Below are 13,303 nucleotides of genomic sequence, written 5' to 3'. Positions count from 1 at the left end.
GGAGGAAAGCATCATGAAGCAAGAAACAGCTAAGAGGTTCGGCGCTGCCGCTGGCGCCGTGGTGTTGGCGAGCTCTGCGCTAGCCGGCGTGGGGACTGCTATGGCGGTTGAGGCCCCCGAAGGCGTTGCACCTGGCGTGTCGCAGGACGCTGCGGCCGAGCAGGCTTCGCAGGCGACAGGTGTGTCGCAGGCCAACGTTTCGGGAGAGTTCGCGTTCAGCCAGGACGTGGTGTCCCCGAATGCGACCATTTCCGGCGTGTTCGCAAAAGCGGCCAACGCCTTGTGTGCCAGCATGCCCGACTATGCGGTGCGTTGCGCTTGCGGTAACGTGGTGGTTGTTACGGGCGATGGCGTGTCGGTGCAGGCCAACGTAGGCGAGCTGGCTGAGGTGGAGGACGCAGGCGGCTTCATCATGGGCTGCTCGTGCGCCACGAACGTACCGGGCGGCGGCGCTACGGTGAACGCCGAAGTGCAGGGCGTGGCCCTTGCCACGTTGATGGGGCTCGTGTCCTAGGGACCATTGGCCTAAAGACGCCTTCGGGCGGGTGATGCGGGGTGCGTGCTCGATGGGGCGCGCACCCCGCTTTCCGTTGGGAGCGCATGAGGGCTGCGGGGGTCGGCGGTTGCGGTGGATCCAGAAGCCTTCTGGCGGACGCGAATCATGTGCGATTGGGCGGGCCTGCCCGTGTGAAGGTTTGCGTGCTTTGCCGCGAAACCGTGGCAAAGCACGCAGAGATGCTCTATTTCAAGGGGACAGAAAGGGGCTGGCGCCGAGCCGCCCCCCTCTGCGACTCTCCCCCGTTACTTCTCAGCCAGCAAGTAGCCCAGGTATTGGCCTAAGGTTACGCAGGCACCGTAGTTCAGGCCCTCCATGAGGAAGGTGTAAGTGTTGTTGTAGAAGTCGCCCACCATGGTGCCGATGTTGTACAGGCCCTCGATGGGAGTGTCGTCCTCTTCGCACACTTGGAAATCGGGATTGGTGCGCAGGCCTCCCAGTACCGTGAGGAAGCGTCCGCCCACTTTCGCCCCATAGAAGGGGGCCTCGGCCACGGCAATCATCTGGCTGGGCCGTTTGAGGAAATCGTCGTCGTGGCCCTTGGCGCACAGCTCGTTGTATCGCTCCACGGACGCCTTCGCTTCGTTTGCTGGCAAGCCTAGCTGCTCGAACAGTTCGTCGAGCGTGTTTGCCTTCACGAAGCGACCGCTCTCGACGTTCTTATCCCAGCTGGCAAGTGTGTCTTCTACAGAAATTTCTCCAGCGTTCCAGGCGCCGCGCTTGTACCAGGGAGCGTTATCTGCGGCATAGTTCGTGCCCCACACGGGGAAGGACAGGGCTTCGGGCTGCATGAGTACGGCGTGGCCGGTGTAGGAGTGGATGGCGCATTCGTCGCTGAAGCGCTTGCCGTTCAGATTTAGCACCAGGCCGCAGTGGCCGCAATAGGGCTGAGCGGCGGTTCCCTGCTGGACGTTCACCATGGGGCAGTTCGGCACGTTGTGCTGCCAGGCTGCTCCCACCCACAGGCCCATGCGTTGGCCATCGCCCTTGTACAGGCCGGTGGTCGCGGCGCCCACGTCGTAATCCTCGCCGGCGTCGTCGCCGATGAGCGACAGCATGGACGGGCAGTATTTCGCCATCATTTCCTTGTTGGCCGAGAAATCGCCAGTGGCCAGCACCACGGCTTTTGTCCCCACGTATTTCACGAAGGTGTTGTCGGCAAGGTTGCGTGCGATGACAGCGCCCACTCGGCCCGAGGTGCCATTCGGTTTGTCGCCGCGTACCAGCTGTTCGGCTTTCATCTGGTAGGTGATGCGGCCGCCCAGCTCTTGCAGTATCTCGGCCAGCGCGTTCACCACTAAGGGCTGTCCGGCGCCAACGGCTAGGTCGTCGCTGTAGGCGCCATGGCCAGCGTAGGGCATATACTGTGGGTCCTCTTCGCCGAAGAGCGAGTGCGGCGCCGGCGTCTCGATGTTCATGGGGATGCCCTTGCTCTCCATGAGGTCGATGAGCCAGTTCATAGACTCTTCGCTATGGTTTAGGAAGATGCTCCACTTGCGCTGGTCGAGTCCGTTGGCCGCCAGGGTGCGTTCGCGTTCGTAGATGCGCTGCACGTCGTAGGGCTGAAGGCCTTCGCGTTCCATAATCTTGCTGTTCACGGCGTGGTTGGTACCGCCGCGCGAGCAAGGGGCTTTGCTAGCGGAGAACAGCACCACATCGGCGCCCTTTTCAGCGGCGGCCACGGCGGTGACTAGTCCCGATGTGCCTGCGCCCACTACGATGATCTCGGCTTCGATGGTTTCGGCGATGTCGGTTTCGGCGATGGGGTCGGGCGCAATTTGGAACGTCCATTCCGCTTCTGATTTCTCACGGTCCATGAAAAACTCGCCACTGGCGCCGTCGCCGGTCGCGGCGGGTTCCGGCTGTTTGGCTACGTCGGAGTTGACGGGCTGGTCGGGTTCGGTTTTCTGCGGCGTTGCCGGCGAGCATCCGGCGAGCACCCCAGTGGCAGCTGCTGTAGCTCCCAGCATACCAACGGTTGCGCCCTTCAGAAACGTGCGACGGTTCATCGATTGGCTCATAGCTATCCCTTTCTCTTCCTTGACGTGGGACGACGTGCGCGGCGCTTCCCTCTGCACAACGTGCACCGCGTTGCGTGTTGCGCTGCGCACCGCGATGTCGATCCCGTGCGCATTGTCGGCTGCGGCGTGCGACGAGGCTTTCTTTGGAAACGGATTCGTTCTTGCCGACGAGCCCATTGAACGGCAAGCCGGTTGTTTGCACCATGCCGCAAACTGGGTAGTCTTTTGGGTTTCAGGACTGTCACGTATCTTACCTAGTTTGGGTAGTATTTCGACGTTTTCCCATTTCAGAGTGGTTGCCGGTTTGCTTTTCCCGAAATTAACAGCTCAGTGACCTATAATGGGACCAGGAGGAGCTTTCTCGCCGAAGACGGAAGTTGCCGAGGGGAATGGATTGCGGGACGAGCTAGTGACAGCAGCGAAGAACATACCAGGCGGGATGACTCTTCGGGGCGCATGGCCTTACGTGGGCGGTTATGCGTGCCACCTGGTTATGGTATCGCTGCTCGGCTGGAATGGTATGTTGCTGTTTGCTCCTTCGGGCGTTGACCTTGGCGTCGCGCTCAGCTCGACGGACATGGCCCAAGCAGTGGTATATCCGCTGGCGTTTTTGCTGGTAGGCGCATTGGCGTGGCGGACTTGGGCGTTGCACAGGCTATGGCCTTCTGACTGGCGGTCGCCGCTCTTGTGGCGTCGTGTCGCTATCGCTGTTCTTTCCCTGACAGCTGCTGTGGGCGGAGCGCTGTTTCTCGGCCTAGAACTTTGGGGCGAGCGGGCGCCGTTGGTCGCTGCAGGTGCCGGTGTGCTTATTGGGCTGTCGACGGCCGGACTCTTCATGCTGTGGCAGTTGGTGTTCTCGCAGATGGAGACCCGGCGCGCGGCAGAGGCTATCATCGGAGGCACGTTTTTCGCCGGAGCGGCGTTTTTCGTCGTCATGGTGGCGAGCTCGGCCGTGGTGGCCGTGGCGGCGTTCGTTATGTGTCTGGCGGCGTCGGCTGCTAGCTTGGGGAGGTTCCTGGGTGATTCGTCCCGCCGCCGCGATGTGCGTTGCACTTCGGGCAGCGGCGTGTCCGACGGAGCCTCTTCGACAGATGTTCTTTTGTTCTGCAGCGCCTTGCCTGCGCGAAGCCAGGACGCGTCCGACGCCGTGTTGTCTACCTGCGAACATGCGGGAGAGAGAGCCGCCGCCCCTGCCTTGGCCGCCTCAGCGAAAGAGCTGCTGCGTGATTTATGGCAGCCGGCGCTGTGCATAGCGGCGCTCGGCTTTGCAAGCGGCATCGCGCCGCTCGCGTTCTTTGGCGCCGATACGGCCAACGCGTTCAACGGGATGAAGGCGCTTGCCCGCATGGCGTCGGCGGCGATTTTGTGGGTGCTGTGGTGGCATTTGTACCGCCGCGACGATCGGTATGCGTTGTTCTACGTGGTGACGTTTCCCGTGGTCGCGACCGGTTTCGTTCTGCTGCCGTTTCTGGGCTTTGACTACCAGCTGACGTTTTCGGTGGTGGCGTATCTGATTTTCTCCATAGCGTCCATGTTGATGATGCTGTTGTGCGCCCGCGAGGCGCAGGTGCGGCACGTGAGCCCGCTGGCGGTGTACGGCCTGTTTGCAGGATTTGTGTATTTGCTGAATCGGCTAGGGAAGGTCTTCGGATCGGCACAGGGGTATGGGTTGGAATTCGGTTTCTCGCAGCTGTTGATGATGGCACTGCTGGTGATTTACGTACTTTCAATCGTGTTGCTGTCCACGCGATTCAAGGGCGCCCTTGGCCGTGCCCGCGGCGAGGATGCCTCAGTTGATGGTGCTGGTGAAGAGCACAGAGCCTGCGCGGACGCAGGTGCCGAAGCCGACGAGGCCATCGCAGATGTGCCCGGCTCGCCAATGGATTCCGTGGCCGCCGAAGGCAACGCTGTAATGGAAGCTTCGGGTTCGGCGGTCCACGGGTTTTCCTCCGCTGGCGAATTGCCTTGGAGCGATTCTGCACTCGCCGCGTGCGTCGGGCTTGCCAATCGTTTCGAACTTACGCCCCGCGAGGCCGAGGTGCTGGGGTACCTGGCTCGCGGACGAAACGTGACGTTCATCAGCGATAAGCTGGTGGTGTCCAGCAACACTGTGCGTGCTCACTGTAAGGCCATCTATCGCAAGCTGGGCGTTCATTCCCGCCAAGAGCTCCTGAGCGTGGTGGAGAGCGAGAGTCAGCTGCAAGTCTAAGCGACTGAAAGAGCGCGCCTGCTGGTTCGCAGCCGTGCCGTTCAGCTTTCGTTCTTGTGTTGCGTCGGCGCGCCTGCTGTTTTCAGGAGCGGTTTGGAAAAAGGTAGGTTTTGATCCTGATGCAAGCTTGGTAACTTGCAACACGTGGCGTAGCCCCTCATGCCAACCGAGAAAGACAAGGACGTGAGGGCGTTTTCGGATAGCGCATGGTGTCTAAGAGGTCGGTCTTCAGGGCTTTTCTGGCGTGGAAGCAAGGACTGTTGCTTTCTTCGGCTCTGTACGGAGATAGCGGCGCAAGCGCGTGCGAGAGGATGAGGCTCGTGACGCTGCGAGCGGTTGGTCCTAACGGCTTGTCAGCTCAGCACGCGTTCCAGCAGGTAGCCCTCGCGCAGGCCGTACTTGCACATTGCGAGCGATTCGGCGCCTACGGCAGCCAGGCATTCTTGCAGGATGATGGCGCTGGGAACCAGCGAGTGCAGGCGGTCGGGTGCGGCTTTCACGGCCAGATGCGCGAATTGCGACGGATCGCGATCCAACAGCGCCAGCACGGAGGCGACGCTTTCGGGCGCCAGCTGCTTGACCGCCTTCTCGCGTCCTGCCATGCAGCCGACCATCTTCGCCACCGCGCGCACTCCGCCCCCGACGCCGTAGGCTTGGAGGTTGCGACCGAGCTGCGGCGCATTGCCGAGCTGGGTCGCGAACGCTTTGCGGATTGCCTCGCGCTCGTCCGGCGTGGGGAACACCAGCGACACGTACCGCGCGTAGGACGACACGCTGCCTTGGGGGATGCTTGTGTTCGCGACGTCGCGCCCGCCTTCGATGCGCGTGAGCTCGGTGGAGCCGCCGCCGATGTCGATGAGCAGGCCGTCCCCTAACGGCTGCGTGATCGAGGCGCCCACGAATCCCAGGTGCGCCTCTTCCTCGCCGGTGATCACATCGATGGACAGGTTTGTGGCTCGTTCGATTTCCCGCACCGCCTGCTTGCTGTTCGAGCAGTTCCGCAGCACTGCCGTCGCGAATACGTACATCTGTTTGCACCCTACGTTGCGGGCGCTGACCAGGTGGCCTTCCAGCGCGCCAACGGCCCGCTTGATGCCGGCCGAGGTGAAGACGCCGTCGACCACGTATGCCGAAAGCCCTGCGACCGTCTTCTCGTTCAGCACCTCGCGGAACTCATGGGGCCGCAGGCGCCGTCCGAAGTGTCGCTCCACGTCGAACACAACTAGCCGAACGGTGTTCGAGCCCAGATCGATGATTCCGATACGTTGCATAATGAGCCGCCTTTGCAGAGTGGGGTTGCGCCTTTCGGGTAGATGCTTGCACATCCCATGATAAACCTTGCCCGCCCCAGCCAACCGCATCGTTTTCCGCCAGAAACCTTCGGAGTGCGCTCGCGAGGCGCGCCCCTGTCTACCCTGCCGGTTCGTTCGGCCGCTATGCCCGCAAAGCCGGAGATTTGGGGGTGCGGACAAAAACTTGGACCAGGGTCGAGGTCCGGAGAGGAGTCCGCATGTACGACAGGGAGACGGTCGAGATGGCGCTCTACGCCCTATCCGAGGGGGCGGGCTACGCGGAGGCGGCCGAGTTCTGCGGGGCCAGCCCGGACTCGGTGAGGAGGCGGGCCCTGCACGGGCCTCCCCGCGAGAGGAGGGGGCGGCGGGGCCGCTCCTGCGCCAGGCCGCCCGCCGCAGAAGCTCCACGCCGGCCTGCTACGATGTCCCCTCCCGATGCGGAGGAGGCGGCGTTGGAGGAGCCGGACAGGGCGGCCTACGAGGCGGCCATGACGGAGAACATGCTGCTCAGGGCGGTGTTGGACGACCTAAAAGGGGCAGGCTCGCACCCGGGTTCGATCTCGAACAGGAGAAAGTGCGAGCTGGGCGAGAGATTGCGCGCGGCGACAGGCCTGCCCCTCCGAGAGGTCACCGCTTTCTCGAGGATCTCGAAGAGCTCCTATGAGTACCACCGGGCCCGCCTGGGCCGCCCCGACGCCCTCGCCGCGCTGCGCGCGCGTCGGAGAAGGTGGTCCGCCGCATCATGCGCGAGGAGGGCCTGGAGGTCCCCTACGCCCGCAGGCGCCGGCGCTGGAGCTCCCACGCCGGCGAGGCGTCCGAGGCCCCTCCCAACCTCGTGGCCGGGCGGTTCTCCGCCGGCGCCCCCGACGAGCTGCGGGTCACCGACGTCGCCGGGTTCCGGATCCCGGCCGGCAAGGCCTGCCTCAGCGCCGTGGCGGGCTGCTGCGACGGGCGCCCGGCGGGGCGGAGGGTCGGGACGTCGCCCGACGAGGCCCTGGCCGACGGCTCGCTGCTCGACGCCCTGGCCGGCAGGCGCGAGGGGGCGCGCACCGTGGTGCGCAGCGACCGCGGGGCCCGCTGCCGCTGGCCCGGCTGGGTCGCGCTGTGCGAGCGGCGCGGCCTGGTCCGCTCCATGTCGGCGAAGGGCTGCAGCCCGGACAACGCCGCCTGCGAGGGGTTCTTCGGCAGGCCCGAGAACGAGTTCTTCCACTACAGGGACTGGAGGGGCGTCTCGCTGGCCGAGTTCCGCGAGCGGCTGGAGGCCTACCTGGCGTACTATCGGGAGGGGCGCATCAAGCGCTCGCCGGGGTGGCTGAGCCCCGACGAGTACCGCCGCAGCGAGGGCTGTGGAGTGGTCAAGACTTCTTGGACAATTATTTAAGAATCTTTAGGCTGCATCGCGCTCTAAGTCGCAAGGAGCATTGTAGCCAATGGCGGAACGCATCCTCTGCCTGTTGTAGTAGGGCTCGATGTACCTGAAGATATCCTGCCGCGCCTCGTCTCTTGCCTTGTACCCCCTTCCCTTCACCAGCTCCCGCTTCAGGGTCTTGAAGAAGGATTCGGCGAGCGCGTTGTCCCATGGGTTGCCGGGCCTCGACATCGATTGGGCTATCCCATGGGACCCCAGGCAGCGCTGGAATGCGCGGGACGTGTACCGGACACCCCGATCGTCATGGAACACGAGGCCGAGGCCGGCAGGGGGATCCTCCCTGCCGACCGCCTGCTCGAGCGCATCCACCACGAGTTTCTCGGTGATGCGCTCGGACATAGACCAGCCGACGACCTTGCGGTGCCATGCGCCGATGACGGCTGCCAGGTAGAGCCAGCCCTCGGAGGTGCCGATGTAGGTGATGTCGCCCACCCGGAGGCGGTTGCGCGCATCCGCCTCGAACGTGCGGTTGACGAGGTTGACGCGCGGATCGCCCATCTCGACCGCCTTCGCCCTGCGGTGCCTCCTCGTGGCGCCTTTGGCCTTAAGCCCCAGCTTCCGCATGACGCTCAGCACGCGCTTCTCGCTGACCGCGATGCCGTCTCTCCTTAGCTCGCGGTTGATGCGGCGGTAGCCGTAGCGGCCCTTGTGCAGCTCGAACTTCTCCACGACGAATCCCTCCAGCGCCTCGCGCTCTATCTGGGCATTCGATTTCCTCCGCTTGAGGTAGTCGTAGTATTCGGACTTCGAGACCCCCAAGATCCCGCATGCCTTCCTGATGGGGCCGAACTCGCCCCTATGCGCTTTGAGGAACTCGCACCTCACGCATGGTCTTGACTCAAGAAGGCCCGGAATTCTTTTAGCAGCTCATTCTCGCGCTCGAGCTCCTCGACCTTCTTCCCGAGCTTCACGATCTCGTAGTCCTTGTTGACCCTGGGGCTGCCGTTGCCGGGGAATGCCGCCTCTCCCATCTCCTCGTACTCTTGCGCCCAACGCCTGAGCGTCGAGTCCTTGACACCAGGCTCTTTCGCAAGGTCGGCAACTCTTATCTCGCCGCTCAGGACGGTCTTCGCTGCAGCTATCTTGAACTGCTTGTCGTACCGCTTCCTTCTTTGAGTCATATCGAACACCTTTCACCTTAAACTTGGTGTCCAATTTATCTTACCCTCTCCAACCGGGCGGTGTAGGGACGGTCCAAGAAATCGTCCGCACCCCCAACCCTGCCCGAAATGCGTGATTCAGGGTAGCGTGCGAGTGCAGCGCGTTGGCGGCTGCGAGGGTGTGGGCCGATGCGGCGCGTGCAGCAACCGCGGGCGGTCGAGTGGCGGTGCGCCGCCGAGGCGTGGCGGGTTACAGTGCCTTTGCGAGTTGATTGTCATAGCCGCCATCGCTTACAAATCGCTTGCCACAGGCGTCGTTTCCCGCAGAGCTTCCGCGCCACGACGGCTTTCTCCCTCGGTCCGCTGCGCAGGTCGTCGTTTAAGGATGGCGCCCTGGGGTCAGCGATTGTCTGCCGGGTTGCTCAGCAGGCTGAGCAGTTCTTGGCGCGAGGATACGCCGCACTTTTTGTAGATGTGTTTGATGTGGGTCTTCACGGTGCTTTTGGCCAGCACCAGTTCTTGCTCGATATAGGGGGTGTTGTGTCCATGGGCCAGCAGCTCGACTATTTCGGACTCGCGCGGGGTCAGCTCGTAGGCAGCGGACAGGGCGGCGCATCGCTGGGCCACGGTTTGGGGCTGCAGCGGCTGTGAGGTTTGGGCGTTGGCGTTACCCACGGTGTTGATATGGGGCAGTAGCACCAGCGACACCATCAGCAGAAGCGCGGTGGCTCCCAAGAATATGACGGCGAAGGAGCGGAATTCGGTGTGCACGTAGTTGGGCGAGCTTTGGATGGCGATGGCGGCCACGTCGCTGACTAGGGCCCCTAGGCTGACGGCGAACAGGGCGGCCGTCAGGGGCAGGGTTGCGCTGTGCGGGCTGCTTCCCACGGAGCGCAGCAACACCAGCAGCGCGAAGGCGAACACCATGAGACGTCCCGTGGAGGCCAAGGCCAGCGAGAAGCCGCCCGGCGAATGGAAGGGGAAGGCGAAGTAGGCCACGATGAGCAGCAGCATGCCGCCGATCCACAAGGAGGTCAGCCGGCTTTCGGGGCGACGTGACAGCGCATACGTCATCGCTGCCAGAAGCAGTGTCAAGCCGGCGGCTAGAGCTGCGGGAACGGGAACGGGACCGTAGAGGAACTCGTGGTTCAGGCAGACCGGTACTACGGCCAGCATGAGGTCGGCCACCAGGACCACCGATTCCAGGCTCACCAGCACCAGCCAGGTGGGAGCGCCGAAGGCGGCGTGGGTAGAGGTGACTGCGGGGGCGGATTGGTCATGTTTGACCTTGGGGTCGGCGGGTTCGGTCGAGCCGGCGGGCAGCGGTACTCGAGCGGTGGAGCAGGAGGGGGCGGCGAAATCTTCGGCTGCTTCGGTATCGAACGAGCTCTTTCGCAGCGCTTCGAAGGCGAGCCACATGCCCACGGGGGAACCACCGCCGCTATGGCTTTGCCCGAGGCGTCCGGCAGCACCGAGACGCAGGCAGAAAAGCCCACGGCCACCACCAGCGAAGTCGCTATGACCGCTAAGAGGCGGCTCTGGGAAAGGGAGACCAGGGCCCAGGCCCACAGGGCGAAGGCCCCAAGCCCGAGGAATCCGCAGGCGAAGGAGCCGGCCAGCAGGGCACCGTCCCCGCCGCCGATCAGGTAGCCCGCCTTCAATAGCGTGGCCAAGGAAAGGGCGAATGCGCCCACGGCCACGGCTGTGCTGCTCCAAGGAAGGTCGGGTTCGCGCAGGGCATCGCGGCGTTTGCCGCGCCAAAGCCCGAACAGCACCGCGCAGGCCGCAAGGCAGCCCGCGTCGCGCATGGTGGGGATGACGGAGGTGAGGGCTCGGGCAGCGGCGAAGTCCTCGAACAGCAGGCTGGTCAGCTCGGACACGAACACGTAGGCCAGGAACAGCCCGAAGCCGACGACCAAGGCCAGCGTTTGCTGTCGTCTTGCTGCGGTGCCGCTTGCCACCTGGTCTCCTTCCCGGTGCCGTTCGTCGCCTCATGAAAGGGGGCCGAAGCCTAGGGGGCCGTCGCGCCCGTTTTCCGTAATGGTAGCACGTTCGACGGTGGGAAGGGTGCTGCCCAGGTGCGCGGTGCCGGATAGCTTTGGGCGACTGCGCGGCTCTGAACAGTCAGAACCTCATATCTCATCCCTTTGGAAGGATGGGTCGACCGATGAAAATCCCCCCGAAGGCCGATAGCGCCCACCAGCGTCGGTCACGTAAGTTTCAGGGGCAGCCTCGTCGTGGCAAGGGGCCATGGCCGTAAGGGACGGCGCAGGAAGAGCGGGGCGGAGAGGAGCGGATCATGAAGAAGAACGAGCAAGGTGCTCGCAGGGCTGTGGAAGGTGCGGACGCGTGCGAAGGCGCCGGTGCGGATGCCAAGTCCTCGCTGACGCGGCGCGGGCTCATGGGGGCGGCGGCCACCATGGGTCTGCCGGCGCTGGCCGCAGGTATGCTTGCCGGGTGCCAGCCCGCGGGAAAGTCGGCCGAGGACGCATCGGGCGCTGACGCTGCGGACGCCGGGGACGCTGCCACCCAAGCCGCCGCCGCGCCGGGGAACTCCCAGGGCCCGACCGCCTCGGCCGTCCTTAACCCCCAGGACCCCGACTTCCGCAGCAACACCATCCAGGACTTCAGCAAGACCACGCTGTTCTCGCCGCTGAAGTGGGGAAGCCGCACGCTGGCCAACCGCATGATCAAGGCGTCGGCTAACTCTGGCACCATCGTCAGCACCATGCGCGGCCCGGCGGTGTACAACATCGACGCCACGGTGGAGTACTACCGGATGCTGGCCCAGAACGGTATCGGAGCCATCATCTTGGAGGACAAGGCGTGGAAGCTGCCCCATATCGACGAGACGGGCAACCCCAAACAGCAGCAGTGGTGGAACGAGATAGGCCTGGAGCGCGTGGTGGAAGCGGTGCACGAGACCGACACCCCCGTGCTCATCCAGTTGGCCAGCGCCGACTACCGCTGGAGCAACACCCCCGAAAAGGGAACGGTCTGCATGGCCAGCGAGCTTTCCGACCAGGACATAGCCAATCTCATCGCCGACTACGTGACCGCTTCGCAGAACATGCAGAGCCTGGGCTTCGACGGCGTGGAGATTAACGCCGCCGCCAACAACTCCGGTGCCTACTTCCTGTCGCGCCATCGCAACGATCGCGACCTGGACGACCCGTATGGTCCGGCCACTCTGGAGAACCGCGCCCGCCTGGTCACCGAGGCGGTGCGCGGCATCAAGGAAGCATGCGGCGCTGACTTTCACGTGCAGGTGCTTATCAACGGCGTGGAGGACAACGACGCTTCCATCGGTCAGAGCACGAAGGCCAGCACCGTGGAGGAGGTGGCGGCCATGGCCAAGCTCATCGAAGCAGCAGGAGCCGACTCGCTGCATCTGCGCCTGGGCGTCTACGGCATCCACGAGGCACAGTTCGTCAACGACGCCTACTTCGGCGGCTATGGCATCGATGGAACCAGCGGCTACGGCACGTTCTTCGATTTCTCCAAGCACTTCGGAGGCATTTTGGACGCCAGCCATTCCGGTTGCGGACTCATGTTGAACGCTGCGGCCAAGGTGAAGGGGGCCGTGTCCATCCCCGTGGGGGCCGTCACGTTCATGGACCCGGCCCATGCGCCCGACTTCTTCGAGCAGGCGCTGGCCGGTGGCAAGGTGGACTTCCTCATGATCAACCGCGCCGCCGGTTACGCCGACTACGAGTACGTGTCGAAGCTGAAGGACGGCCGAGTGGATGAGATTCGCTCCTGCTGCCGCTGTCTGCATTGCGTTGGCGACTTCGGCAACCATACCGGGGTGAACGAGAGCTGCCGCATGAATCCGGCCCACGGCCGTGCCTTCGGCGAAGAGATGCCCGAAGGCTTCAAGGTGCCTGCGGGAGACGGGCAGAAGAAGGTCGTGGTGGGGGGCGGCGGCCCTGCCGGCATGGAGGCGGCCCGGGTGTGCGCCGAACGCGGCTACGATGTGACGTTGTTCGAGAAGAGTTCGTCGCTGGGCGGGCTTCTGGACTTCGCCCACACGGTGAAGGAGCCCCACGAGAACCTGGATCGGGCGCGAAGCTACCTGTCGCACATGCTGGACGTGACCGGGGTGAACGTGGTGACCGGCCAGGAGGCCGATGCTGCCGCAGTGCAGGCGGAGAACCCTGACGTGGTGTTCGTGGCCACAGGCGGACTGCGACCCTCGATGTCGCTGCAGGGAACCCAGGCCACGCCGGTGGTGGGCATAGTCGACGCGATGTTTCTGGACGATTGCGAGCGGGTGCTGATCGCCGGCTTCAACGCCCAGGCCCTGGATTTGGCCTGGTACCTGCTGGCCTAGGGCAAGACGGTGGCCATGGTGGCCGAGGATGACGAGGTGAACCTGGGCAAGGGCCAGTCCGACAAGATCAAGATGTTCACGGTGCCGGCCTTGTACGCCCGCGACGTACGGGTGTTCCCGAACGCTTTGGTGAAGAGCGGGGGCGAGGGGACCGTCGTTGTTTGCAACGAGGCAGGCGTCGATGTGGAGCTGCCCTGCGACTGCATCGTGAACGCCGCAGACATGGTCGTGAACCTGGAGCTGCGCGACGCGCTTGCGAACGAGGGCTTCGATCTGTACGCCGTAGGTGACTGCGCCGACCCGTGGGACATCCAAAGCGCCATCACTGCAGCGAATCTAGCAGCTCGCCACTGCTAAGAGAGT

Annotated in this window: 10 protein-coding genes and 1 pseudogene; 5 read left to right on the top strand and 6 right to left on the bottom strand. The window is 64.0% G+C overall.

The window, feature by feature from the left end:
* The first annotated feature begins 13 nt into the window (after positions 1–13).
* Entirely contained in the window at positions 14–514 is a 501-nt protein-coding gene (locus NFR41_RS08395) for a hypothetical protein (RefSeq protein WP_160213472.1), read from the top strand.
* Positions 515–801: 287 nt separating this feature from the next.
* On the opposite strand, the gene NFR41_RS08390 is transcribed toward NFR41_RS08395, so the two are convergent.
* On the bottom strand, positions 802–2,577 hold the full coding sequence (locus NFR41_RS08390; protein ID WP_160213471.1) for an FAD-dependent oxidoreductase: 1,776 nt from the start codon (positions 2,575–2,577) through the stop codon (positions 802–804).
* Between the two features lie 466 nt (positions 2,578–3,043).
* Here NFR41_RS08390 and NFR41_RS08385 point away from each other — a divergent pair, with 466 nt between their 5' ends.
* Positions 3,044–4,786, top strand: coding sequence for a helix-turn-helix transcriptional regulator (locus NFR41_RS08385; protein ID WP_251231483.1), 1,743 nt, complete (start codon positions 3,044–3,046; stop codon positions 4,784–4,786).
* Positions 4,787–5,139: 353 nt separating this feature from the next.
* Here NFR41_RS08385 and NFR41_RS08380 read toward each other — a convergent pair whose 3' ends face one another.
* Positions 5,140–6,057, bottom strand: a complete 918-nt coding sequence (locus NFR41_RS08380) for a Ppx/GppA phosphatase family protein (RefSeq protein ID WP_160213470.1) — start codon at positions 6,055–6,057, stop codon at positions 5,140–5,142.
* Between the two features lie 742 nt (positions 6,058–6,799).
* On the opposite strand from NFR41_RS08380, the pseudogene NFR41_RS08375 reads away from it, so the two are divergent.
* Positions 6,800–7,459: pseudogene (locus NFR41_RS08375) on the top strand (IS3 family transposase); the annotation flags it as partial.
* Between the two features lie 6 nt (positions 7,460–7,465).
* Here NFR41_RS08375 and NFR41_RS08370 read toward each other — a convergent pair.
* The 4 genes from NFR41_RS08370 to NFR41_RS08355 all read right to left on the bottom strand — a co-directional run bounded on the left by NFR41_RS08370 (position 7,466) and on the right by NFR41_RS08355 (position 10,568).
* The gene (locus NFR41_RS08370; RefSeq protein ID WP_160213468.1) at positions 7,466–8,332 is read right to left on the bottom strand and encodes an IS3 family transposase; all 867 of its coding nucleotides are present in this window, start codon (positions 8,330–8,332) and stop codon (positions 7,466–7,468) included.
* A complete protein-coding gene (locus NFR41_RS08365; RefSeq protein WP_160305451.1) occupies positions 8,329–8,628 on the bottom strand; it encodes a transposase in 300 nt (99 codons plus the stop codon). The genes NFR41_RS08370 and NFR41_RS08365 overlap by 4 nt, the downstream gene beginning before the upstream one ends.
* A 378-nt stretch (positions 8,629–9,006) precedes the next feature.
* Positions 9,007–9,819, bottom strand: coding sequence for a helix-turn-helix transcriptional regulator (locus tag NFR41_RS08360; RefSeq protein ID WP_160213466.1), 813 nt, complete (start codon positions 9,817–9,819; stop codon positions 9,007–9,009).
* Positions 9,816–10,568 carry a hypothetical protein gene (locus tag NFR41_RS08355; RefSeq protein WP_160213465.1) on the bottom strand — a complete coding sequence of 251 codons (753 nt, stop codon included), beginning with the start codon at positions 10,566–10,568 and terminating at the stop codon, positions 9,816–9,818. The genes NFR41_RS08360 and NFR41_RS08355 overlap by 4 nt, the downstream gene beginning before the upstream one ends.
* A gap of 338 nt (positions 10,569–10,906) precedes the next feature.
* On the opposite strand from NFR41_RS08355, the gene NFR41_RS08350 reads away from it, so the two are divergent.
* Both NFR41_RS08350 and NFR41_RS08345 read left to right on the top strand, forming a co-directional pair.
* Complete coding sequence (locus NFR41_RS08350; protein WP_160213464.1) at positions 10,907–12,940, top strand: oxidoreductase; 2,034 nt, start codon at positions 10,907–10,909, stop codon at positions 12,938–12,940.
* A gap of 15 nt (positions 12,941–12,955) precedes the next feature.
* Positions 12,956–13,297 carry an NAD(P)/FAD-dependent oxidoreductase gene (locus tag NFR41_RS08345; RefSeq protein ID WP_160213463.1) on the top strand — a complete coding sequence of 114 codons (342 nt, stop codon included), beginning with the start codon at positions 12,956–12,958 and terminating at the stop codon, positions 13,295–13,297.
* Positions 13,298–13,303: the final 6 nt, after the last annotated feature.

It is taken from the genome of Adlercreutzia aquisgranensis, assembly GCF_943193145.1.
GTDB lineage: Bacteria > Actinomycetota > Coriobacteriia > Coriobacteriales > Eggerthellaceae > Xiamenia > Xiamenia aquisgranensis.
The sequence above is the reverse complement of the archived record's forward strand: the minus strand, read 5'-3'. Positions and strand labels throughout refer to the sequence as shown.

Coding starts and splice junctions, on each gene's coding strand:
- NFR41_RS08395 (WP_160213472.1), top strand. CDS start 14: ATGAAGCAAGAAACAGCTAAGAGGTTCGGCGCTGCCGCTGGCGCCGTG.
- NFR41_RS08390 (WP_160213471.1), bottom strand. CDS start 2,577: ATGAGCCAATCGATGAACCGTCGCACGTTTCTGAAGGGCGCAACCGTT.
- NFR41_RS08380 (WP_160213470.1), bottom strand. CDS start 6,057: ATGCAACGTATCGGAATCATCGATCTGGGCTCGAACACCGTTCGGCTA.
- NFR41_RS08365 (WP_160305451.1), bottom strand. CDS start 8,628: ATGACTCAAAGAAGGAAGCGGTACGACAAGCAGTTCAAGATAGCTGCA.
- NFR41_RS08350 (WP_160213464.1), top strand. CDS start 10,907: ATGAAGAAGAACGAGCAAGGTGCTCGCAGGGCTGTGGAAGGTGCGGAC.
- NFR41_RS08345 (WP_160213463.1), top strand. CDS start 12,956: ATGGTGGCCGAGGATGACGAGGTGAACCTGGGCAAGGGCCAGTCCGAC.